The sequence below is a fragment of the Providencia sp. PROV032 genome, assembly GCF_028484875.1.
GTDB lineage: Bacteria > Pseudomonadota > Gammaproteobacteria > Enterobacterales > Enterobacteriaceae > Providencia > Providencia rettgeri_E.
Map to the genome: position 1 here is coordinate 1 of NZ_JAMPSX010000019.1, position 23906 is coordinate 23906.

The following is a 23906-nucleotide window of genomic DNA, read 5'->3' on the forward strand; positions in this document are numbered from 1 at the left end:
GCATAAGTGTTAACAGGTTAGCGAGTTTAATAAGTACAGGAAGATATCAATAGGGTGTTATATCATATTAAAAAACAATGATGCAGAGTGGTTATTTTAATGAGTGACATTGAGAAATTGCTAGATTCAAGTTTATTTAAAACAATAGAAAGCTTACAAAAGCAAACTACGCCTTTTAGGGATATCGTAAATCAAACATCAAAGATGATCCCTGAATCATTGAAGCAAATACAAAAAGTATTTCCACAACAAGCAGCCATAGAAGCCACCCAAAAGTATAGTAAAAGCGGCAATATTATTGATTTTGCTTGGATAGATAGTCATTTATATCAATCAGCTATCTCAAGTGCTAATTCAATAGCATCCCAGATCAAATTGCTGGAGTCGTTTTTGCAATTGGGGCAAATGGTAAAAGGTGTTTTCCCTTTATTGAAGCCGTTCGAATTAGGCTCGGGTCATTATCAACTTTTAGAATCGATATCCAATAATTATAACTTAGAATCAATAGCTATCATTAGCAAGCTTAAAAACTCACCATTGGCTAAAGGCTATGTATACCACGAGTATGATACTGAGGATATGTCTGCCTTCAATGATGATGTTTATGAGCTTGATAATACTATTGTGACTGAAATATGTGACAAAACTGATTTTTTCAGTTTATCACCACGTTTACAAAACATGATATTTTACATGATCAATTTTGTAATATTACCCATAATAATCAGCTTGTTATCTAATTATTTATATGATCAATTCCAACAGATTCAGCAAGAGTGTACCGTACTAACGTCGCCAATTGAAGTCAAACAGCAAGCACGCAAGATGACTTCTCTTTATGATAAAGAGGTCTTAAAGGGGCTGCGGGTTATTATTGGTCATAATGTTCAATTGCGTACCAAGCCCTCGATGAAGTCGAGTGTCATTACACTTTTAGATATTGGCAAAGTTGTTCGAATTATTGATAAGTCAGATAAAGTTTGGCTCTTAGTTGAAATTGAAGAAGAGGATGAGTTCATTCAAGGTTGGGTATCCCGCAAGTATACCCAACATTTTAATTAGACAGTAGCCGTTTAAATCAACAATGCATTCCTCATTTGGCAAGGAATGCATTCGGTTTAGTTGTTATCGATTGCGATACTGTATATACCCTGCTGACAGCAAGGGCATTGCTTTAAGCCCATGTAATTATATTGGCATAATACACAATACCAATGAGTTACCTTGATTAAAGGCGGGAGCCAGCGTCCCCAATTCGCCAGTTCTTGCTCTCGTAATAATTTATTAAACTCAGCTTGGCAGTAAATACATTTTTGTTCAGCTTCATTGTCCAAATGAATAAACCAATATTCGACATTGTAATTCTCCAGTGTCAGTTTGCCTTGGTAATGTGGACAGATATATTGTCTTAACGCCTCTTTAGCTGTTTCTTGAGCACTGATATGTTTTTGCTGTGATATATAAAGTAATGCTGGCAGGAAACTCTCTCATAACAATTAGCTCCTAATGATTGAGGCATTTACCGCTTACCTAACCGGCGTAACTCATCCAACAAGAAATCGTTTAGGTGGATTATTGTGGTTGAATTTAAGAAACGAACGGTGAAGCGATAACTGAGAAAGGTTGAATTGAAATTAAGTGCGTGACTGGCTAATACGATTTTGTAGCCATTGTTCAACTTCACTCTGTAACCAACGTGAGCTACGCCCTAGTTTGATAGGCTTAGGAAACTCACCGTCTTGTATCAGCTTATAAAACCACTTATCCGTTAATCCCGTTAATTTTGTGATAAATTTCATATCAATGAATTGGTCGCTTAGTAATGGGGTGTTAGTTGTTTGAATAGTCATTGTTTGTTTCTCCGAGTATTAAAAAGGAGAAGGAGCCGTAAAGGGATAATGGGACTGACGGGGCTCCTTCAAACAATAACGGACTGGCGTAATTTTTGACACGCCCTCAAACAGGGGAGCCGATTGGCGGCGGTATCCGCTTCGCATCATGCCGTGCCACGGTGTTTACTGAATCACGGACATCATGCTATTCCTGTGGTTAATGCGAGTTGACTCGCCGTTTACGACCGCCTTTTTGTTTCTCGGGCACGTCACTGTATTGATATACCCGACGCGGTGTCCGCTGGCTCTCTTTCGCGAGGTATTTCAAGACATGCTGCAGACCTTGACGTCCTCTCACGTCATCGTGCGCAATCACACGCTCTCCCTGAACGCGATAGTGTGCTTGGGGAGTACAGTGATACGCATACCCTTCCCCCTCGGTGACCTCTTTCCATATCGCACGGATATCTTTCCAAAAATGCCACACTCGCTGATAACGTTGACCATTAATGTAAAAGACCGCATGAATGTGAAATCGATGCACTTCCCCATATTCCAATACCCAAGCAAACCCCACGACACCCACAAGTTCGTTTACCTGCTCAATTAAATGGGTCATGTCTGCCGCGATTTGGTGCATATCAACAAACTCAAACCCATCCCCCTCTTTGAGGTAGGCAAAATCAATACGCAACATCATGAGCTTGGAATACGATGCAAACAGTCTGTCCTGGTGTGCCAATAATTGACGTTGTAATTCGTAGTCTGCTTTATGGTTAAATTTCATGATTAAATTCCTCAGTTGATAATTTATCTCATGAAATAGCAGGCCTATTTAATTTTTGAATGGATGCAAAAAGAAACGCGAGAAAATGTTAGAAAATGCCTTACCCACAAGCGGCGGTGAATGTCGTCGTCTGTCTCCCCTAGCAATAAAATCGTCACCGTCACACAATAGGCAGGAAAAATACACCACAGACTCAATAAGCCCTTCCGGTATTGATACCATGGCCTGTCACGCTAATGACAATGCCTGCGTTTTCATGATGGATTTTATGGTGAGGGTTGAACACGGATTGTTGTTGAATCATGTTTGGAACACGGACTGTCGAATGACACAGCAATGGCAATGACGCATTCATGACTGACTGTCAAATATCTATGGTGCGTTAATAATATTAACTAACCTAAACGTTTTATTTTTCACCTTAAAGTCGCCTCCCGATTGTTCTGAGTGAACACGCGTTTGTCCACTAATTTTCACGAAGAAATTAGTGCATTATTATTAAATTAAAACGCAATAAATATGGTACATTTAAAATCATAACATATTGATTAATCGTTAATGTAATCATTAATTAATATCGTGATATCCCACTGATATCTTACTAATATCTCCCTTGTATCATAGCATTATCTACTTTGAATACTCGGTGAATATTCTGTATATCACAGGAATGCCCGATAAAAGGTTCATCGCAATCCACAGTGACATCATGGTGGAAATCCCCCAGTATCATGATATAAGATGAGTCAACGGCACCGCATGCCGTGCATCTAAAAAAGAACCCCATTGAACGTATCGCGATGATAGGGACTCAATGCTGTCATCACGTTAACTCATCAAATCCGTGGAGAAGAACAAGAATGGAAAAATGCCTTGAAGTGAATTCAATACGCGAAGGAGTGTATTTACTTTGGCGATTAAAATACACGGAAGAAGCTCAACAATTTGCGTTTAACACGACAAAAAACACACAGGACATTAATGACCGAATTAATACCTTAATCGACGAAAAATTAACGCAACAAGACGGGGATGCACAAATTATCCGTGATGCTCTGCGTTTTTTACATTTATTTCGACGACGACAAATTGATGAGTCACAATTAACGTGGCTAAAACGCTCCCCTCAAGCCAGCTTATACGTTTGGCTCGGGCTCATTCAAGAATATATTGTTATTCACGGTCATGAACGATTTTTACCGCGCGGGCGGTACGACCGAAAACGGCGAATACGGTTGGCGTATGACCGGTTAGCCAGCGTCATTCCAAATTGTGCCGAGGACACGTATCACGCCGCTTTATCCCTCTTAGATATTTTACCTTACCGTTTAGAGGAAAAAAATCGGTGGGTTTCTCGCCTTCGTCAAGACTATTTTAACCATCATCTCAAATATCAGGCAGATTTTGCGTGGTTAGACAACACCGAAGCTACCCATATCCACTGGGTGATGGACCAATTTACCCAACATCGCTATCTACTTCGCCCTTTTAGGGGAATTAACTTACCACTCGACCTGCAATCTCTGGCAGTGCCGTTATTTTATTCACTTTGGGATGAACACCCCGATACCAAAGCGCTTTTCCTCACAGCACTGCGTAAACGTTATGCCAACATGAAACACCGCCAAAAAGTGGCGGATAAATCCCCTATCAACATTCGAGTTTCAGAAAATAGTAAAAAAACACTGCTCAAATTAGAGAAACAGTTTAACCGAAGCCGTGCAGAGGTCATTGAATACCTCATCGAAAAAGCATGGGCTGAGCGGAACACGAAAATCTAAAAAAATCTCAGTTATATATTACCTCAATGAATAACCCTTATCTTATTTCTTATCCCGCCATTCAATTCGAATGGCTTTTTTATTTTGAGGTCAATATGAAAAAATTATCGGGCTATGCCCTTATTCGCCGTCATCTCCGACGCTACCCTCGTTCACTGCGTCAAACCTTATTAAAAGAGCTCAATCAGCTTGTGACCTATCAACCTGTCATTGGTATCATGGGTAAGACTGGAGTCGGGAAATCCAGCCTGTGTAATGCCTTATTTCGCAGTCAAATTTGTGCTGTCAATGCTGTTGAAGCTTGTACTCGGCAGCCCCAACAGGTCAAATTACGCTTTGGACGACACACACTAACGCTAGTTGATTTACCGGGTGTCGGAGAAAGCCAACAGCGTGATGAGGAGTATCGTGAGCTCTATCGTGAGTGGATACCTAAACTCGATATGGTGCTTTGGGTGCTCAAAGCCGATGACCGCGCATTTTCTATTGAAGAACAGTTTTATCAAACAGTATTCACGGAGTATAACGGAGAGCTACCGGCTATTACTTGGATTTTGAATCAAGTTGATAAGATAGAGCCTGTAGAGCAGTGGCACTGGGCATCTGCACAGCCTTCAAAACAGCAGCAAGCTCATATCACATTGAAACGACATGCTATCGCCAAACAAATGCATATCTCTGCAGATACCTTCATTCCGATATCTGTTAAAGGCCGATATCATCTTCCCCAATTGGTGGAGGCGATTATTACCCGTCTCCCAAAGCAGGCACGTAGTCCCTTAATCCCACATTTACAAAATGCCTATCAGACCACAACGGTTATCAATCATGCACGTAGCTCTTTCGGTGATACGGTCGTAGATATCATTGAGCGCGTGATTGATTTCGCTCCACTTCCCCAAGTCGCTCGACATGCTCTCAAATCAACAACTCATCATATCGCTCAAGCAGCGCGCTATGTTTGGTCATTTTTCTTCAATTAATTCAATTGCATCCCTGAAATACTAACCTATAGATAAATGATTTTACGTTGTCATGATCGAATTTGTCGATCGAACCGATCGGTTTTTTTCATTATCCATACGGAAATGATGGCTATACAATCTCTCAGAGGTATCAATGAATTAAATTTACTTATAAAAATCAATGCGATAAGTCGAATGGTTTGTCACGTTATTAAGAATGGAAAACCATCAGTCTCTTATTTAGAGCTCACTCTTTGTTCGCATTAATGAGTTCTTACGGTCCTATATCTGAATAGGAAAAATAGCTAATTGGAAAATATCATGAAAACAAAACTCATTATTTCTGCATTTTTTATTTCGGCTTTAACACCGACATTTACTCACGCTTTTGGTAACCAACACACTTGGATGAGTAACAAAACACAAGGCGTGACCGAGTTTGTCATTCTGGGGCAGGGCCAGTCTCAGCTTTATCTGTCTTGTGAAGACAAAGGGGATAAACCCATTCAAATTATGTTTACGGATAGCAATGGTCATCAAACCCGTATGGATACGGGGCAATATTTGGAAATGAAATTTGACGGGGAGGAGACGGCTCAAATCAGTGAAAGCGCAAGCCGAGCGGGCTCAAGTCATCTAGCCTCAGCTTGGTATAATTTACGTACAGCTAAACAAGTTACAGTGTCCAGTGATGAAGGTGAGTCCGTGACTTTTACGCTTAATGGCGCTGCATCAGTTCTTCCTGAATTTGGTGATGATGGTTGTCTCGCTGAATTTTTCCTTTAGTCATACCTCATGATGGCAAATGAGCCATATTGCATCATTTGCCAGATACGGCTATGGCCTTCTTTTCTATTACTCTTCTATTTACGACTAGGACAATAATTATGAAAAAACAACTTTGTGCGCTCTTATTAGGGCTCAGTGCTTTTTCCGTCTATGCTGAACAAGCACCGATTCAACTCAAATCAGGCCCCAGTAATGCAGGGCGTACATACAGTAAAGTGTATATTACTTCGAATGTCGATAGTGTGATTATCAAGAAAATCATCGTTAATCGAGGCAATTGTAAAGATGCAGAGTATCTCCCTTGGAAGCCCATTAGGCTGAATTTTGGCAGCACCTATGAACGTATTTTCACAGGAAAACGAGCGGGAACACCCTGTAATGTGCTCGAAGTGGCTGTTGATACTAACCAAGGTACATGGACATTTAATTTCAAATAATCATTCTTATTTTTACCTTAATCTTTTATGGCCTGCTCAACATAGCAGGCTACCTTATTTTGTTTATCAATGACTCCCTTCTCTGGCATCTAATGTAAAACGCACTGCTTCACGTTATTTACCAAACGCATTTTTATTCTTATTTATACCCCTCAGCCTATTTATTATTCAATTATTACATGGAGATATCACATGTCATCCCCTTATTCAGCCTCAAAACCCGACACACTTATGCAAGCTACTGTTGTTCCACTTTCTGCCCGTTCAAATTTCTGGCAAAGTCACTTCGGCACAGTAAAGGGTTTCACCACGTTTGAAGTGGTGATTTTCACTATCATGGGGCAGTTTTGTGATGAGTACACTGGCGGCTATTGGGAATACTGCACATTACCCAACGGCGGTGCATTTATTTATCCTGATTTGGACCATGAAAAACTCACGCTATTCAATATGCATAATGGCAACGAAGCGAGTCTCAGCCCTGAAGCGGCAGGTGTGGCTGTTTGTTTGATGCTGTATAGCCAGTGGTCATTTAGAACGGAAAGTGAGCTACTCGTCGAGCGTTTCTACCAGCTTCGTGATTACGCTATTCAACACCCTGAAAGTTCAGCCATTTTCCATCTTATCGATTAACTCTCTCTTAATTCATTCTTTCAGTTTTACCTATCTTATTTATATTCAAGGAAATTCATTATGACTCGTTTAGCTTCTCGTTTTGGTGCGGCGAATAGCATTCGTCGTGACCGTCCGTTAACCATTGAAGAATTGTTTCGTACTGTACCGAGTGTTTTTTCTGAAGAAAAACACGAATCTAGAAGTGACCGATACACTTATATTCCAACCATTACCTTACTCGACAGCCTACAAAAAGAAGGCTTTTATCCGTTCTTTGCTTGTCAAACCCGTGTACGTGATGTTAGCCGTCGAGAGCACACCAAGCATATGTTACGGCTAAGGCGACATGACCAAATTACGGGTATACAAGTCCCTGAAATTATTCTCTTAAATAGCCATGATGGTTCGAGTAGCTATCAGATGTTGCCGGGACTCTTTAGAGCGGTATGTTCGAACGGTTTAGTGTGCGGAGATACCTTTGGTGAAGTGCGTGTGCCACACAAGGGGGATGTGGTAGGTAAGGTAATTGAAGGGGCTTATGAGGTACTGGAAACCTTTGATTCTATTGCTGAAAAGCGTGAACAGATGCAATCGTTATTGTTGCCTCCACCAGCACAGCAAGCTTTGGCACAAGCAGCTTTAACGTATCGCTTTGGTGAAGAACATCAACCTATTACCGAGGAGCAAGTATTACAGTCTCGTCGCTGGGAGGATAAGAAAGATGATCTGTGGACGGTATATCAACGCTTGCAGGAGAATTTAATCAAGGGAGGGCTATCGGGTCGGAACGCTAAAGGCAAGAGGGCTCGCACTCGTTCGGTGAATAGTATTGATGGTGATATCAAATTGAATAAGGCGCTGTGGGTGATGACAGAAAAGATGCATGAACATTTTGCTGGAAGATAGAGAATATAAAAATGGAAGCACATTATTTTATCAAAAATAATGTGCTTATTATTTATTTGGTAATGCGATTATTTTTTATTAAAAATAATCTTTAGTGGTTATTACTCGTAACTCTTTTAATGAGGGTTAGAAAAGCAGTCTTAGGGGGACTAACTGTATTAATGAATAATTTCAATGTGTTAAAATTAGATAAATGGTTTAAATAAAGGACTAGATATGGAAAATACATCAATACAAATAGATAAGAAAATTATTGATCTGATCGATACTAAAGCCGCGATAGAGTGTGGAGAGACTGCTTTACTTAATGCATCCACGTGTACTCGTCAGCTAAATGATCATATTTGTGGTATCAGTAACCTCTCAGCAAAAGAAATAGCAACCAAAGTTGACTGCCTTGTAGGTTGCTTGACTTTGACCTTAGATATACCAATTCAAGATTTAGAGTTTTTAAGGGTTCGTTCTTGTAATAATGGGAATTTTGATAATATTCAAGAGTTGTCATATATTCAAGACACAACAAATTCTTTTCCTAGCTTAGGGCGATTGAATCAAATAGGGCAGGCTATTTTTTATGCTTCGATCGTTTTGAAAAAAGATGATTCAGCGTTGGGAACAGTTTTGTCTGAGGTAAAAGCGAAAAAACTTGACCACTTAAATGTACTGAGGTCCCATCAAAAATCTGATACTGATTTGAATTTAAGGATGCCCAGTATATGGGATAAAGTGCGACGGGATGAAAAACCATACTATCTAAGCCAGCAAACGTTTGAGTATTACAAAAAAGTAGAAGAATATAAAAATCAGAAATTTAATTTAAATCTAACCAAAGCTTATCAGCTTACTGAACGTTTTTTGGCTGATGTTTTATCTCGGCAAGGTTCTGAAAGATTATATCAGGTAACTTCAGCTATTAGTGAGATATTTCTAGATGATGTTTCTTGTGATGGAATTCTTTATTCATCAGTAATGGCAAAAAGAGAGCCTGTTGTAGCACTAAAGCCTCAAGCGGTTGATACTAAAATTAGTCATCAATTCATAACTGATGTTATAGTAAATGAGTATTATGGTTATGAATTTTATGATTATAAGACTTTAGGAAAGACGGTGAACATAAACTCTTTGTCTGGTGAGTTGGTATGGATAAAGTGTTAGGCATGAATTTTATTTAAATTTCATGTATTAGGCTGATAAAGTATAAACCAAGTGTTGCCCTAAATTTTATATCTATCAATGCAATGTTTTCAATATGGGTACATTTACGGGTATAAAAATAATCTATTAAAATATATTATTTAAATTTCATGTTGTTAGTCTTTCTTTGCGAGTCCGGCCTTCGCACCATAAGAACATCAAGAGACGTCAACGGACGTCTTTTTTTGTATCTAAAATCCAGTGTTTGCAAGGCTTTCCCCGTGTTTTCAGTCAATGCATGTCAACCTAACTCAACCTCCGAGTGAGTATATACGTCGCTTCGATAATGAATGTATACTCGTCATACTTCGAATTACATGGGTGTTGGCTTCGTTCAGCTATCCGAGTCACATAGTTATCTATGCTCCTCGGCTATCTTCACTTGCCGCCTACATGTAATCCGAATTATTTAGAGTATATGCTTGCTCAAAGGTGAGAGGACAAAGAATATGGCATTAACCGATACGAAAGTTCGTGCAGCTAAACCAGACGAGAAAGCTTATACACTGACTGGTAGTGATGGCCTGTTTCTTTATATTCACTCGAATGGTTCTGTCCACTTAACCTAAATTCAGGTAATATGAACAATTATTAATAGTTAAAGGCCAACGATTACAGGAGAGGGTATGGTATATCCGACGTATTTAGTGTTAAAGGTAAAAGCCAAGGTTTAATTTCGGCAGGGTGCTCATCTCAGGATTCAATAGGTAATCGTTATCAGGTCGGCCATGAAGACGAAATTCAGATAATCGGCTTAAATAGTGGTTCTTTTCGCGAGCAGAATGCTTCATATAAACCCGTCGTATTTACTAAGCCGATTGATAAATCATCTCCTTTACTTTCGGTGGCTTTGGATAGTAACGAAGTGCTAGAAGCAAAATTTATGTTTTACCGCACCAGTCAAGCGGGGCAACTTGAAAAATACTACGAAATTAAACTCACTGGCATTTCCTTGATTGAGATTTCTGACATATTTCCTGATTCAATAAAAGATAATGAATCCATGCCATATCAACGGGTTCAAATGAAATACGAATCTATATCAAGAAGCCATTTAATGACGAACACATCAAGTTACAGCATTAATAGTGAGATGGTTAAGTAATTTTAGCATCAAAAGAGATGCATATTATTTACACATCTCTTTTGATATAACATATTCATTTGGTGCAAAAATAGATGATTTGTAGCACGTGTAGTAGCCCTTCGATGCTAAATCAATGCTGACATAGGCCGAAAAGAAAGAACTAAATATGATACCCACTACCCCGATTCCGGCAAAAAAACTGGCTAATTTATTATTCATTTTTTGTGGTTTTTTTGTATATCCACATATAAAAGATAGGTATGAAAAATAAATAATAAAAGGTGCTGCAAAACAAAGTAGACCAGTTTGAAATGAAAATAAAATTCTATCTTTCATCATGAAATAATTTTTATAAAAAATTATCGAGTCATAGAAACAAAATAAAGCCAAAAATAAAAGAAATGCTGCAATTAAGTATAATTTAAATGAGTTTATTTTAACCACGACTGAATCTCCCCCACTGAGAAAAAAACTGATCTGGATGGTAAGGTGTTTCAGGTTTTCTTGGCCTGTGAGTTTTTAAGGCTTTAATAATACTCGTACTAATTTGGAATTCATCATCTAATTTATACAGAGCATAAGCGATTGCAGCTCCTAGTAAAAATATCCCCACGGATATGACAATAACACTTCCTCCTGTAATTAATCCTGCGGTTGTTAAACCTCCTACAATGGTAGTACTTATCTGAGTGCTAATAGCTAATTTTGCCATATCCATGGTGATGTTTACAAAAAATCTACTAGCGTATATTCACTTTTGAATATTAATTCTACTACTCTGTAAGCTGCTGAAAAAACGATTGCGAATCGAGTTGCACCAACGGATATGTTATTCATACCTTGGGTTCCTACACCCATGTATAGAATGCGAGGATTGTTGATTAAATACCGAGTCCCATTTAAGTAAGCTCTAACTCCAGCATACTCAGATAGACGAATATAAACATTACCGTTTGGGCCAACATATTCAGTTGCTTGGATATTAATACTTCTAAATTCATTGATAATTCTAGCAACACGATGGGCTTCATAGATATTCGATGAGTAATTAGAAATAAAATTACCAATACCAAATAAATCCTCTTTCGGGTCTTTGAAAGGCGTGGGGGTGGACATATTCTTTAAAATATAATCTGCTTCTTCAATTGTAGCTACTGCAGCAACATTATCATCGTCTTTTTCATTGTTAAGAATACTTTTAATTTTTATTAGATTAGCTTGATAGTAAAGCTAATCATAGTTAGGTACCTCTTCGAAGCTAAATTTCGCGTCCGCATCAATGAGTGTTTTTGATACGGGGTCATATTTATATGCCATGCTAGTTCCTTCTGAAATTTAGCTTAGGTTAAGCTTATGAGAAGCATTGATAATATTCAATGGAAATTAAAGGAATTATGGCTGACATCATTTATCTCACTTTCATAGGAAACAAGTAAGGCCTTATTCCAACTGGATGTTCAACTTATGATTCTATGGGAATCTATACCAATAAAGCCATGCTGTAGTACTTCCTCATACCAAGTATTATTTCTTTTGTTTTTTGGTGTTTTTACATTTTCGTAGCGTTTCTTGTTGGTTCATTCTTAATAACGTGGGACTCTGCGTATGCCAACTTCAAAACTGTGTTGATAGGGGAAGTGGACACTTTCTACTTCTTATACTTCTAGTTAGACTTGCGCATTTATTCCTTAAACTTTTTATTACTCTTCGGTTTGAGGGATTTTTTCGGCTAATTTATAGAAGCCCTTTGTGCCTGCAAGATCACATTTCGCACATTTACTTGATGAACTCTTGAAAATATTGCCAATAACAAGTGATTGTTTGGCAGTAATTTCAAGGTGATTTGAGATGAGATCACTAGAATGAAGAGATAAGGGTATTTACGATAAATGGATTATCGGGGTATAAACCCAATGGTGAGTTTTACAGGTGAGGAGTACTTATTGGGAGATCTTTCATGAAACTGTATAGCGAAGATTTTTTTATTACGCCACAACAACATATTGCGGTTGAACCAAGGGTGCCTCAGCCTATTTTCCCTGAGCATACACATGATTTTAGTGAGATTTTTTTGGTGACCCAAGGTATTGGCCTGCATGTGTTGAATGGTCGGCCTTATACATTGTGTCAAGGTATGGTGTGTTATATTAAATCCAGCGATTATCACCTATTCGATAATGTCTCTAACCTAAATTTAACTAATGTGTTATATCGCTCAGACTCCAGCTTTACGTATTTAAATAATATTAGTCATTTTTTCCCTACCGATGCTGAAAAAAACATTTCCCATTGGCTATTGAATAAAGAGCATTACAATAAAGCGCAACAGATTATTGATAAGCTTAATGAAAGTGATTCTGACCTTGCTTATACTGAAAGCCTTTTTTTGCAGCTAATTGTTAACTTACAAGATGGTCGTTATAACAATGTAGGTGAAGGGAATAATGAACAACGTATTATTCAGATGTTACGTTGGCTAAATGCGAATTTTACCGAAGAAATCGAGTGGGGACGTTTAACGGCGCAATTTTCAGTTTCATTACGGACTTTTCATCGTTATATGAAAAATAATTTAGGCATATCGCCACAAAATTATTTAATAAAATTGCGACTATCAGAAGCTTATTATCAAATCCGTTTTTCGGATAAAACTATTACGGATATTGCGTTGGAAAGTGGTTTTAATGATAGTGCGTATTTTTCGACATGTTTTAAAAGTGAGTATAATTTCACCCCCCGTGACCTGCGTCATTGCAGTAATTAAAAAAGATCGTAATGATCATTTCTACAACTTGTTTGAGGTGGTCATGAAACATAGCATTCTTTCGATCAATAGCAGCGATTATTTTATTAGGCCTGAAAATACCGTGACGATAGAAATGCGGGATTCTCAGGAAGATTTTATTGTTCATAGCCATAATTTTAATGAGTTTGTGATTGTTTTTTCAGGAAATGGTTTACACCATTGGAATGGCATTGATTATCCAATTACTTGTGGAGACCTGTTTTATATTAATGAGGAAGATTGTCATGGCTATCACTCAGTAAATAATTTAAAGCTGGTTAATGTATTATATAAACCTAATGAGTTTCTCATTAAAAAATCTATTGAAAAGTATGTTCCATTAAGTTATCAGCCGATAACATCTAGGCACTGGAAATTGCCGCCTTCCAGCTTATCAACGTTGACGCCCATTATTGAGAAAATGGCATTAGAATGCCAAAAACCGGATATTCCATCTATTCATCTTTGCGAAGGCCTATTTTTACAGCTAGCTATTTATATTTATCGTTTACGTTATCAGCCAGATCAAGCTCCAATAAGTTTATTACACCAAATGGATCAGCTAATAAACTGTTTAAATTTAAGTATCAATACGCCATTTTCATTAGAAAAATTTGCTCAGGAGCATCAGATGTCTGCGCGTTCATTGCAGCGTTTATTTAAATCGAAAACGGGAATGACGGTAATGGAATATCTGCAACAATTACGTTTGTGCCAGGCGGCGTTATTATTGCGTAGTACCTCGTTGTCGATTAGTGAAGTCGCTGGGCAATGTGGTTATGAAGACAGTAATTATTTTTCGAGTGTCTTCCATAAAAAAATGAAAATGACAGCAAGTGCATATCGCCGTTGTTTTTTACAAAAAGATAAATTGAGGTAAGTGCTAGCCAATAGACTAGCACTGCCTAGGGGAAAATTAGTCTAAATAAAATACCAACCTTAACTCATCACTGATTGGGCTATTGTCAGGGTTTGATGGCATAATATCCGACATATATTTCCACCATTTTTGGCATACTTCCGTTTGTGCGACGCTATCCCAGCGTTCCTGTGATTCAATTTCCACATAGCCGAATAATAAATTTCGTTTGTTATCTAAGAAAATAGAATAGTGATGTGCACCATGTTCTTTGAGTGTCAGCACTAATTCAGGCCAAATTTCATCATGTCGGCGCTGATATTCTTGGTGGGAGTCAGGAGCAATTTGCATCACAAATGCTTTTTTTATCATGATATTATCCTCTAATAAATCGCTTGATATAACTCAGCGATGTCCTCTAATGTTGCGTCGCGTGGGTTGCCTCCAGTACACACATCATCAAAGGCGGCCTGAGCAAGGGATGGAATATCTTCCGGTTTCATGCCGATTTCACGCAGATTTTCAGGAATGCCAACATCTTTATTTAGTGTAAAGACAGCGGCAATGGCTGCATCTCTGGCCTCTTGAAGTGAGAGGGAGTCTATGTTTTTTACGCCCATCGCACGGGCGATATCACGGTATTTTCCCCCAGTATAATTTGCGTTATATGCCATGAGGTGGGGCAATAAAATGGCATTGGCAACGCCATGGGGCGTATTGTAAAAAGCCCCAAGTGGGTGAGCCATACCATGAACTAGCCCTAAGCCAACGTTAGAGAAACCCATTCCGGCCATATATTGTGCGAGAGCCATCGTTTCAACACCTTGCGGGTCGCCTTTAACGGATTGTCGTAACGAGTTACTGATCAATTCAATGGATTTAAGGTGCAGAGCATCAGTTAGTGCCCAAGCTCCTTTCGTGATATAGCCTTCAATAGCATGGGTGAGAGCATCAACTCCAGTTGCAGCCTTTAAGCTTGCGGGCATGGATGTCATCATTGACGGATCGATAATGGCAACTACAGGGATACTATGGGGGTCAACACACACGAATTTACGGCACAGTTGGTTATCTGTGATGACATAGTTAATTGTAACTTCAGCTGCTGTTCCTGCGGTAGTTGGGATAGCGATAATAGGAACTGCTGGGTTTTGGGTTGGAGCGACACCTTCTAAGCTCACCACATCTTCGTACTGTGGGTTATTGATAATAATCCCAATCGCTTTAGCGGTGTCTTGTGGGGAACCACCACCGATAGCGATAAGATAATCTGCATTAAATTGTTTGAAGTGTTTTAGTCCTTGTTGGACGGTATCAATGGTTGGGTTAGGAATAACGGCATCATAAATGGCGTAGTCCAATTTAGCGTTATCTAATAATTGGGTGACTTTACTGACAACACTAAATTTAACCAGATCCGCATCCGTAACAATCAGTGCTTTGTTAAATTGGCGTTTTTGAATTTCCTCTACAAGGTGGTTAATAGCCCCTTTGCCAAAGTATGAGGTTTCATTGAGTATCATTCTATGGGTCATCGCTGACCTCCCGATCGATTAAAATAAAAAGTCGTTACGTTATGCTGCCATTCCCAAGCCAACAATGTTTGCAGCTAAGATAATCACTAAGCAGCCTAAACATAAAATTCGGACAGGTTTTCTGCCAGTGCCTTTCCATTCTTTTAGGGCTAACCCCACAATACCGCCACACAGAACATAAAAACTCATATGTAGCATCCAGCTCATAAAGCCGTATTGTGATGGGATATTGGCGTGCCCCCATGCGTAGAAGAAGAATTGGAAGTACCACATACCGCCACCCAAAATGGCAAATAAAATATTGCTGATCAGTAGGGCTGTGGGGACAGAGATATCTGATTTAAAAGAGATGTCTTGGCGATAAATAAGCCTAATAAAACAATAACCTAAGTTGATTAATGCGCCGCCACCCATGATGATGACGTAACTTGGTAATGCGACATAAAGAGAAGAAACGCCGAGGGCAGCGGAAGCTTCATGCATAGGGACGGCTGCACTCATGGCGAATGACATACCGGCTGAGAAAATACCGCACATGACTGCCAGTAATAAGCCTTTTTTCAGGTTAAACTCTTCGGCTTGCACTCCGGTCGCCTTTTCTTTCAGTAACCCGGCATAGGAAACGATAGCAACCCCTAGAACAGCCACTAAGACACCAATAATCGTTAGTTTTCCGCCAGTCGAGGCAATCAACTCGCCAAATGTGCCTTGAATAATAGGGGTCATCAAGGTACCAACAATGAGTGTAATACCAATGGCAATCCCAATCCCCATTGACATACCTAAATAGCGCATGGTCAAGCCATAACCAATATTACCAACCCCCCACATGGCGCCAAATAAAAATACAGGGATCAGAATACTTGCACTGAAAGAGTTGTAATAGGCCCAAAAGTCAGGAAGTAAAATATAACTGATGGTCCAAGGTAAAATAATCCACGAAAAAATACCGGCAATGGACCACATCGTTTCCCATGACCAGTTTTTAACTTTTTTTAATGGTGCGTAAAAGCAGGCAGCTGAAGCTGCGCCGACAAAATGCCAAAAAATACCGAGTAAAATTCCACTGCCCATGAACTATTCCTCACTGTTTATTATCGTTTTAATTTCTCTGTGGAAGGAAAGGGGTATCCACAGAGAAACAGGTTTTATTTCAATGCATCAGACATTGGTGTGACATTAAATCGCTTGGCAAGCGCAATCAGATTTTCTGTTGAAATAGTTTGTTTTTTACCACCCATGGAGAGAACTTTTACCAATATCTCCGCAGATTTTTCTGCGGTATCAATTAAGCCAAAAGCATCATCTAAAGTTGGGCCAGAGCCAAAAATACCGTGGAATGGCCAAAGTACTAAGCCATGTTGTTTCATTTGTTCCGCTGTTTCTAAACCGATACCATCTGTGCCGGGGACCATCCATGGCAGCACACCAATACCATCAGGGAAAACCACCAAACATTCAGTACTCATTTCCCATAAATGACGAGTGATGGATGCACTATCGAGCGGTAAAACATAACTTAATGCAATGATGTTAGTTGCATGACAGTGCATGATGACTCGGTTAGCGCCATTAGTGGCTTTCATACGTGTGATATGTGATTGAAAGTGAGCTGCAAATTCCGAGGTTGGTATTGCACCATTCACAAAGCCCCAAACAATATGGTAACCCTGACCTTCATTATCGATACGAACCAGACCCAAGTTATCTGCGGGGTCTAAGGCAACGTTACGGAAAAACTTACCGGAGCCTGTAACAATAAAATATTGGTTTGCGAGCTCTTTAACTGGCTCTGTCGCTTCGATATAACGCGGGTCAGCGTGAAAAGTGTGTTTAAATGGAGCAACATCGTCTTCAGTGAGTCGTAAGCTCACATTACCGCCATTACGTTCATCCCAGCCTTTGAGCCACATATCGCTGGTGGCTTTTATCATCCCTTGGACAAACCAAGATGTCAGAATATCTTGCATACAATTCACCTTAACGTGTTAATAATGTTGATTTTTCGTATTGTTTAACTTCATCTAACCATTTTTCGCCTACAGGAACATTGTTGCGTTCGCAATATTCATCCCAAACAGCTTGCCATGGCAGGCATTTTTGTTCTTCCAATAGCGCGAGGCGAGCTGTGAAGTCTCCTTCAATTTCGAGTTGGCGTAGTCTTGTGGTTGGTTCAAGTAAGGCGCGTAGTAACGCTTTTTTCATATTACGAGTCCCAATGACCCAAGCGGCAATACGGTTAATTGATGCGTCAAAGAAATCGAGACCAATGTGCACACGGTTTTTTAAGTTATGGCGAATGATTTCATTGGCAATCGCTTGAGTTTCATCATCAAGTAAAATGACGTGGTCACTGTCCCAACGCACAGGACGGCTGACGTGCAGTAATAGGCGTTCAACATAAGGAATGACGGCTGAAATTTTGTCTGAAATAACCTCGGTTGGATGGAAGTGGCCGGCATCTAAACATAATGCGGTTTTACGTGTGATGGCATAGCCCAAATAAAACTCACTGGAGCCTGCGGTGTAAGATTCGGCACCAATACCGAATAACTTACTTTCGACGGCATCGATATGATATTTAATATCAATTTTTTCACTGATAATTTCATCCAATGACTCGACTAAGCGTTGGCGTGGCGCATAGCGGTCGACGGGGATATCTTTCATGCCGTCAGGGATCCAAATATTCATTACGGAAGCACTATTTAATGACTCGCCAAAATACGCAGAAATACGGCGACAAGCTTGTCCATGACCAATCCAATAGTCTCTAATTTCCTTATTACTGTGAGTTAGCGTCGCTTCGCTACTGAGTGGATGGGAAAAATAAGAAGGATTAAAATCGAGTGCGATATGGTTTTTTTTCGCCCAATCAACCCAATTGGCAAAATGGTGAGGTTCAATTTCATTACGTTCGACGGCGGTATCAGCTTCGAGATAAAGAGCGTGCAGGTTAACGCGTTTAGGGCCAGGAATTAAGCTCATTGCTTTATCCATGTCTGCGCGTAATTCAATCGCATTGGTCGCTTTGCCGGGGTAATTACCTGTAGCTTGAATACCACCGCTTAAAGCGGTTGCAGATTTTTCAAAGCCAGCTACGTCATCTCCCTGCCAGCAATGCATCGATACAGGTAAATCAGCCATGGCTTGTATCGCCAGTTCAGTATCGATACCAAGATCAGCAAAGCGTTGTTTGGCAATAAGATAACTTTCTTTGTAATTAGACATGAAATTTTCCTTATAACTTATCGATATACGGTTAATAACCAGAGTTAGCCCGTAATGGTTTTAAATCGTTTCCAAGGTTCATCCAACGAGATGCTTTGAGGTTGAAACCAACAAAGCTCGGTATTTTGTGCAATAATTGTGCGCAGAGTCGGTACATCTGTAATGGTATTTAGAGCAATCAATTGAAAGCCAATGTTTCCTAAGGTAGAGGCTTCAATCGGGCCTGCGCTCACAGGAACCCCACAGGTGTTGGCGCAGAGTTGGTTAAGTAGGGCATTTTGGCTACCACCACCGACGATATGCAGCTGTTGTAATGGGGCATTGTTTATTTGCTGCAATTCAAGAAATACTTGGCGATAAAGCAGCGCTAGGCTGTCGAAAATACAACGCGCTAGCTCAGCGATAGTATTTGGGATGGGTTGTTGATTTTCCTGACAAGCCGCTTTAATAGCTTGGCTCATCGACTCGGGGTTCAAGAAGCGGTTATCATTAGGATTGATTAAATAAGTAAATGCAGGGATAGCTTCTGCTGATGCAATTAGGCTGCAAATATCTTGCACGTCATGTTCAAGACAAATGCGTTGGAATAACCATAATCCCATAATATTCTTTAGGACACGGTAGTAGCCATTTACTCCACCTTCATTGGTAATATTCGCAGCAAATGCGTATTCACAAGTACAAGGAGTAGTACGTTCGAGGCCCATTAATGACCAAGTTCCTGAGCTTAAATAGGCACTATGACTATCGGTTATCGGCGCCGCAATGACAGCGCTGGCCGTATCATGGCTTGCTACGGCAATCACCGGAATTTTTTTACCTTTGGGCGTTTGCCAGTGACCAATGGTATTACCTGGTTGCTTGATTTCACCTAATAAACGGCGTGGTAATTGTAAATATTCGACCAATTCATCATCCCAATCGCCCGTTTGTAAGTTAACCATTTGGCTGGTGGAAATATTGGTATATTCATAGTTGATTTGTCCCGTCAAACGATATGACAAATAATCAGGGATCAACAATAAATGGTGTGCTTGTTCCAGCCATTGAGGGTGTGATTGTTGCAAAGCCTTCAATTGATATAAGGTATTAAAAGGAAGAAATTGGATCCCTGTTTTTTGGTAGATATTTTGAACGCCGAGATCGGTTTGAACTTGTTCCATGACACCTTGCGTGCGGTTATCTCGGTAGGAGAAATTGCGACCAATGGTATGACCCTCACGGTCAAGTAGGACATAATCAACACCCCAAGTGTCGATCCCGATGCTGTCAATGTTGATGCCAGATTGTTCTACACGGTGTAAGCCAATCAGGATTTGGTTCTCAATGTCGTCAAGATCCCAATAGCAATGGTTGCCTTCAGTGATCAAATGGTTTGTAAAACGATGAATTTCATCTAATGATAATTTTTTATTATGCACATCATAGCAAGCCAACATGACTCGACCGCTAGATGCGCCTAAATCAATAGCAACAACATGGCGAATATTCATGACTTTTTTATCTCTATTACTTAACTTATAGTCATATACTAGAGAGAGTGAATAGTGAGCGCGTTCAATGGAGCGCCACTAAAAGGGAAAAATGGCAATATATTTAAAGTCGTAGTGATCTTATTCACAGACTTGAAATCTCTCAGTATTTTTACCAGAACCATTTAATCAGGAGCGAATAATGAAAGAGCCTCACGATATAGCTGAATGGGCTAAAGTTAGAGAAACCTCAATTGAAATTGCTCAAGCTATTTTTGAGTTAGTGAATAATGATGAAGTGTTAGCAGAATAAATTTGGGAAGACGGTTCTGATGAAGTTTTACCTTTAGCCTTTTCGAAGAGCAGTGGTCAACAAAAAATAGTCACAGTTTTAGAGTTTTCCAATACATTCGTTCTGACTCATTGGGTCTTAATCCATCTTTATGTTAATTACATCTGAGCGGACTCTAATATTCAATTATATAACGGATTATTTAGTGTTAGGCTTCAGTAAAATATCGGTAACTTATCATCGGTATCTCAGTATCTATTCTATTTTCAAGTTTTTAATAAAAGCGTTCTATTGGTACATTATTCCAGCAATTATTTAACAGAGATAAACTTTGTTTATTTGATAACGATATTAGTAATAAAATAATTAAACTTAGATATAAAGCCAGATGATTGATTCTAAAAAATATAAAACCAATAACCTGGCATTTAACCTTTTAAATTAAAAGAATGTTTCCATTTGGATCCCAAAGCTCCACTGCCCACCGGAAGTAAAACCATATTGTCCTAATGTGTCATTGGGGCTGTAGTTATCGAGGTCTTTGTCCCAGTCCATCCAAGTAGCAAACAATCGTATTTCTGGGCGGGTAAAAAAGGGTGAGATGTCATTAGGACGAAATGTTGGTGCAAACGTTAATTTATAATAATTACCGTGAACCTTTTGGTAGTCCTGATAGCCATTTGGGTCAAGATCCATATATTGCCATGTTGTTTCATAAGCAAGAGCGAAGTTTTCGGTAATATTTTGTATAAATCGCCCGTTTAGCGTTATCCACCTGTAGTCATCTCCTTTTGCATAACGGTCAGTACTATATTGTGCTAATAATGACGGAGCAAAATCCCAGGTTTTATTGAGTGCTACCATGCCATAGCTATTTAAACGTACGGTTTTAGCATCTTGTAATAAAGCAGGGTCGGAACCAATATTTTTCACTTCAGCTCCTAAACCTTGTCCCCAAGAAATAGCACTTCGCGTTTCTCCTGCTGCTAATCCATAGAATGAATTCCCTGTATAACCCAGCATGGTTGTGTAACCTGTGTCAGCAGCATTATAAACGTGAATCCCGTTCGGTGTTTTTCGTTCATCATTATCTTTTGCTTTCATGCCACTCAATAGAAATTGAACGGGGCCATAATAGTTATTTGCAGTTAAAATATAGTTTTGAATGTCATTATTAACGATATCAACATCTCCAAAGCTACGGCCAATTAATGAAAAATTACTCCGCAAGTTTTCTGACCATCGAATATCGTAAATTCCGCCTCCAGTACCATTAAGAGCGACAATTTTAGAATCTAACCAAGGTGTTTCAAAGTTATCTCTATCAACACGCTTTCCAGCCCATAGTGTTGTATCTTTAAAAGGCCCTGTAAAACTAGGGAGTGATGCGATTTCAGCAAAAACTTGGCTAACATTGAGCGTACTTGAGTCAGCAGTCCAGTCGTTATAACTTTTTTGTTGATCCGCAATCATAGTCATGAAACGTGTGGTTACACCATTATCAAGACGTTGTTTTTTCTCTAGATAAACTTCAACATAGGTATCGGGTTCATTACCAAGTCGGCCAACTGCCCCTCCTGTTTGTCCTGCAGGTGTCATGAAAGGGCCACCTTGTGAATGTTTGGCATGTTGATTGGTCATCATGCCTGAGCGTGCATAGCCATGTAATTCAAAATAGCCATTATCATCGGGGGTATTAATTTCGATCGCTTTGGTTCTTTGATCCAGTTTGGCTGTAGCTTGTTAGGTTTCTTGAGAGAGTTGCTGAGTTTGCTGAATTTGAGCTTTGAGTTCTCGATTTTGTTGCTCAGCTGTTGATGCTCGAGTTTCCGCTTGCTGTAAACGGTTCTCTAATTGGGTTAATCTTTCCTCAACAGACATAGATTTATTTGCAACGGCAAAAGGAATTGCGGCGGTATGTAAAACAAATCCAATGCTGATTAATGCTACTGATGTTATTTTCATAATAGTCTTTATTCCAATAGCGAAATGTAGGGCACCTATTTGAGGTGTGCAGAATGACTACTTCATTAAAATGAAATAGTCATTTCTTTATATTTATTAATGCAGTGTAAGTTTTTAATTAATCTAAATGGTAAACTTCTTCCATTTCAGTCCATAATGTTCCTTCTGGCTCTCCAGGTAATGCCATTTGACAAGGGTTTGTTTCTTGCCACCATTCTTGGGTCTTTAAATGTGCCGCCATTTTTTTTTGGTCGGCTTCATAGTCATTACCGACATATTCTAGGTAGCTAAAGAGCAATCCATTTTTATAGTAAATTGAAAAATTCTGCAGATTACATTGCTTAATCATGTCATTAACTTCCGGCCATGGATTCGCATGTAATTGTTTGTAATATTCTAATTTTTCAGGCCTTACTTGTACCACACAACCAAAACGACGTATCTTTGCCATAATAAGCACCTTATTTATCAATTAAACCGCTTTGTATTAGGATGTTTTTAACTTTCTCTTCCATTTCTAGAGTTAACGGCGCTGCGGGAGGAAGTGAGTGAACAGGGATATCTGTACCAGTTAAGCGAATGGCGAGTTTCACTGCATTATAGAAAGGGGAATCTAGGCTATAAAGCGGAGGGATCCATGACAGTTTCTGCTGAAGTTCGATGGTTTTTGGGAGATCATGGTTCTGCCATGCTTGATATATTCCGCAGGTCAAATCTGCAGCAAAGTTTGCACTTGCTGGGATACAGCCATCACCACCTAAAATTAATGTACCTAGTAAGTATTCGTCATAACCTGCGAATACGGCAAAATCAGGGCGGATAGGCTTAACTGCATGTAGTGTTTCCCTGATATGCGATAGTGTATCAACGGTATCTTTAAGGCCCACGATATTCGGATGTTGTTCAGCGAGAGTACAAATAAGGCTAACTGGTAAAGATTGTCCTGTTAGCGCTGGAAAATTATAGAGAATAATCGGTAACTTTAATTCTAGTGCGATATTTTTATAGTGAGTGAGCAAATTGGCTTCAGTTAACGGGTTATACCAAGGATTGACGATAACTACGCCATCAGCCCCTATAGATTCCGCATGTTGGCCAAATTCAATCGTGGGAAGTGTTCCACTATGTGCAATACCAATTAATACGGGTTTGCGTTTTGCTACATAATTAACGCAAAATTCAGCAACTTCTTTACGTTGCTTATCTGACATATGTGCAAATTCGCCAGCGCTCCCTAAGAAAAACAAACCATCAACAGGAGAAAGTAAAATCCTATCAATCAATTTTGCTTGAGCCTGTTGGTCAAATTGTCCTGTATTATTAAATAAAGTCGGAACGGGCGGAATAATTCCACTAAATATAGGTTTCATGATA

The 23906-nt window shown here is 39.4% G+C and carries 27 protein-coding genes and 2 pseudogenes; 14 read left to right on the forward strand and 15 right to left on the reverse strand.

Annotation, left to right across the window (positions count from 1 at the left end; translation table 11 throughout):
* Positions 1-99 precede the first annotated feature (99 nt).
* Complete coding sequence (locus PSF42_RS13355; protein ID WP_206276038.1) at positions 100-1062, forward strand: SH3 domain-containing protein; 963 nt, start codon at positions 100-102, stop codon at positions 1060-1062.
* 56 nt (positions 1063-1118) lie between these two features.
* On the opposite strand, the gene PSF42_RS20815 is transcribed toward PSF42_RS13355, so the two are convergent.
* From PSF42_RS20815 to PSF42_RS13365, 3 genes are all read right to left on the reverse strand, one after another.
* Positions 1119-1334 carry a putative zinc ribbon protein gene (locus PSF42_RS20815; RefSeq protein ID WP_439652720.1) on the reverse strand — a complete coding sequence of 72 codons (216 nt, stop codon included), beginning with the start codon at positions 1332-1334 and terminating at the stop codon, positions 1119-1121.
* A gap of 300 nt (positions 1335-1634) precedes the next feature.
* On the reverse strand, positions 1635-1850 hold the full coding sequence (locus PSF42_RS13360; protein ID WP_206276037.1) for a helix-turn-helix transcriptional regulator: 216 nt from the start codon (positions 1848-1850) through the stop codon (positions 1635-1637).
* A gap of 199 nt (positions 1851-2049) precedes the next feature.
* Positions 2050-2619 carry an inovirus-type Gp2 protein gene (locus tag PSF42_RS13365; RefSeq protein ID WP_206276036.1) on the reverse strand — a complete coding sequence of 190 codons (570 nt, stop codon included), beginning with the start codon at positions 2617-2619 and terminating at the stop codon, positions 2050-2052.
* Positions 2620-2704: 85 nt separating this feature from the next.
* Here PSF42_RS13365 and PSF42_RS13370 point away from each other — a divergent pair, with 85 nt between their 5' ends.
* From PSF42_RS13370 to tssD, 10 genes are all read left to right on the forward strand, one after another.
* The gene (locus tag PSF42_RS13370; protein WP_272680183.1) at positions 2705-2965 is read left to right on the forward strand and encodes a hypothetical protein; all 261 of its coding nucleotides are present in this window, start codon (positions 2705-2707) and stop codon (positions 2963-2965) included.
* Positions 2966-3479: 514 nt separating this feature from the next.
* The gene (locus PSF42_RS13375; RefSeq protein ID WP_206276034.1) at positions 3480-4400 is read left to right on the forward strand and encodes a hypothetical protein; all 921 of its coding nucleotides are present in this window, start codon (positions 3480-3482) and stop codon (positions 4398-4400) included.
* 95 nt (positions 4401-4495) lie between these two features.
* Positions 4496-5383 (forward strand): GTPase family protein, encoded by an 888-nt coding sequence (locus tag PSF42_RS13380; RefSeq protein WP_272680184.1) that lies wholly within the window; start codon positions 4496-4498, stop codon positions 5381-5383.
* A 303-nt stretch (positions 5384-5686) separates the two neighbouring features.
* Positions 5687-6151, forward strand: a complete 465-nt coding sequence (locus PSF42_RS13385; RefSeq protein WP_272680185.1) for a hypothetical protein — start codon at positions 5687-5689, stop codon at positions 6149-6151.
* A 101-nt stretch (positions 6152-6252) separates the two neighbouring features.
* Entirely contained in the window at positions 6253-6591 is a 339-nt protein-coding gene (locus PSF42_RS13390; RefSeq protein WP_129466563.1) for a hypothetical protein, read from the forward strand.
* A gap of 231 nt (positions 6592-6822) precedes the next feature.
* Positions 6823-7224 (forward strand): antirestriction protein, encoded by a 402-nt coding sequence (locus PSF42_RS13395; RefSeq protein ID WP_272680234.1) that lies wholly within the window; start codon positions 6823-6825, stop codon positions 7222-7224.
* A 60-nt stretch (positions 7225-7284) separates the two neighbouring features.
* Positions 7285-8112, forward strand: a complete 828-nt coding sequence (locus PSF42_RS13400) for a DUF932 domain-containing protein (protein ID WP_272680186.1) — start codon at positions 7285-7287, stop codon at positions 8110-8112.
* A gap of 216 nt (positions 8113-8328) precedes the next feature.
* Complete coding sequence (locus tag PSF42_RS13405) at positions 8329-9267, forward strand: hypothetical protein (protein WP_272680187.1); 939 nt, start codon at positions 8329-8331, stop codon at positions 9265-9267.
* A 488-nt stretch (positions 9268-9755) separates the two neighbouring features.
* Complete coding sequence (locus PSF42_RS13410) at positions 9756-9875, forward strand: Arm DNA-binding domain-containing protein (RefSeq protein ID WP_442959228.1); 120 nt, start codon at positions 9756-9758, stop codon at positions 9873-9875.
* A gap of 134 nt (positions 9876-10009) precedes the next feature.
* A complete protein-coding gene (gene tssD / locus PSF42_RS13415; protein WP_336313772.1) occupies positions 10010-10411 on the forward strand; it encodes a type VI secretion system tube protein TssD in 402 nt (133 codons plus the stop codon).
* A 24-nt stretch (positions 10412-10435) separates the two neighbouring features.
* Here tssD and PSF42_RS13420 read toward each other — a convergent pair whose 3' ends face one another.
* The 3 genes from PSF42_RS13420 to PSF42_RS13430 all read right to left on the reverse strand — a co-directional run bounded on the left by PSF42_RS13420 (position 10436) and on the right by PSF42_RS13430 (position 11509).
* Entirely contained in the window at positions 10436-10732 is a 297-nt protein-coding gene (locus tag PSF42_RS13420; RefSeq protein WP_336313769.1) for a DUF1240 domain-containing protein, read from the reverse strand.
* A 97-nt stretch (positions 10733-10829) separates the two neighbouring features.
* The gene (locus tag PSF42_RS13425) at positions 10830-11111 is read right to left on the reverse strand and encodes a hypothetical protein (RefSeq protein WP_272680188.1); all 282 of its coding nucleotides are present in this window, start codon (positions 11109-11111) and stop codon (positions 10830-10832) included.
* An 8-nt stretch (positions 11112-11119) separates the two neighbouring features.
* Positions 11120-11509, reverse strand: a complete 390-nt coding sequence (locus tag PSF42_RS13430) for a hypothetical protein (protein ID WP_272680189.1) — start codon at positions 11507-11509, stop codon at positions 11120-11122.
* 841 nt (positions 11510-12350) lie between these two features.
* Between PSF42_RS13430 and rhaS the strand changes: the two genes are divergently transcribed.
* Positions 12351-13157 (forward strand): HTH-type transcriptional activator RhaS, encoded by an 807-nt coding sequence (gene rhaS / locus PSF42_RS13435; RefSeq protein ID WP_272680190.1) that lies wholly within the window; start codon positions 12351-12353, stop codon positions 13155-13157.
* 43 nt (positions 13158-13200) lie between these two features.
* A complete protein-coding gene (locus PSF42_RS13440) occupies positions 13201-14058 on the forward strand; it encodes a helix-turn-helix domain-containing protein (RefSeq protein ID WP_272680191.1) in 858 nt (285 codons plus the stop codon).
* Positions 14059-14094: 36 nt separating this feature from the next.
* Here PSF42_RS13440 and rhaM read toward each other — a convergent pair whose 3' ends face one another.
* The 6 genes from rhaM to rhaB all read right to left on the reverse strand — a co-directional run bounded on the left by rhaM (position 14095) and on the right by rhaB (position 20296).
* On the reverse strand, positions 14095-14409 hold the full coding sequence (gene rhaM / locus PSF42_RS13445) for an L-rhamnose mutarotase (RefSeq protein ID WP_272680192.1): 315 nt from the start codon (positions 14407-14409) through the stop codon (positions 14095-14097).
* Positions 14410-14420: 11 nt separating this feature from the next.
* The gene (gene fucO / locus PSF42_RS13450) at positions 14421-15572 is read right to left on the reverse strand and encodes a lactaldehyde reductase (protein WP_272680193.1); all 1152 of its coding nucleotides are present in this window, start codon (positions 15570-15572) and stop codon (positions 14421-14423) included.
* A gap of 39 nt (positions 15573-15611) precedes the next feature.
* A complete protein-coding gene (gene rhaT / locus PSF42_RS13455) occupies positions 15612-16646 on the reverse strand; it encodes an L-rhamnose/proton symporter RhaT (protein ID WP_272680194.1) in 1035 nt (344 codons plus the stop codon).
* Between the two features lie 74 nt (positions 16647-16720).
* Complete coding sequence (gene rhaD / locus PSF42_RS13460; RefSeq protein WP_272680195.1) at positions 16721-17542, reverse strand: rhamnulose-1-phosphate aldolase; 822 nt, start codon at positions 17540-17542, stop codon at positions 16721-16723.
* Positions 17543-17552: 10 nt separating this feature from the next.
* Complete coding sequence (locus PSF42_RS13465; RefSeq protein WP_272680196.1) at positions 17553-18803, reverse strand: L-rhamnose isomerase; 1251 nt, start codon at positions 18801-18803, stop codon at positions 17553-17555.
* Positions 18804-18847: 44 nt separating this feature from the next.
* Positions 18848-20296, reverse strand: a complete 1449-nt coding sequence (rhaB, locus tag PSF42_RS13470) for a rhamnulokinase (RefSeq protein ID WP_272680197.1) — start codon at positions 20294-20296, stop codon at positions 18848-18850.
* Positions 20297-20477: 181 nt separating this feature from the next.
* Between rhaB and PSF42_RS13475 the strand changes: the two are divergent.
* Positions 20478-20585: pseudogene (locus PSF42_RS13475) on the forward strand (YccJ family protein); the annotation flags it as partial.
* A gap of 423 nt (positions 20586-21008) precedes the next feature.
* Here the strand turns inward: PSF42_RS13475 and PSF42_RS13480 are convergent.
* The 3 genes and pseudogenes from PSF42_RS13480 to PSF42_RS13490 all read right to left on the reverse strand — a co-directional run bounded on the left by PSF42_RS13480 (position 21009) and on the right by PSF42_RS13490 (position 23902).
* Positions 21009-22532: pseudogene (locus PSF42_RS13480) on the reverse strand (carbohydrate porin).
* A gap of 118 nt (positions 22533-22650) precedes the next feature.
* The gene (locus PSF42_RS13485) at positions 22651-22983 is read right to left on the reverse strand and encodes an L-rhamnose mutarotase (protein WP_272680198.1); all 333 of its coding nucleotides are present in this window, start codon (positions 22981-22983) and stop codon (positions 22651-22653) included.
* 10 nt (positions 22984-22993) lie between these two features.
* Positions 22994-23902 (reverse strand): dihydrodipicolinate synthase family protein, encoded by a 909-nt coding sequence (locus PSF42_RS13490; protein ID WP_336313771.1) that lies wholly within the window; start codon positions 23900-23902, stop codon positions 22994-22996.
* Between the last annotated feature and the right edge of the window lie 4 nt (positions 23903-23906).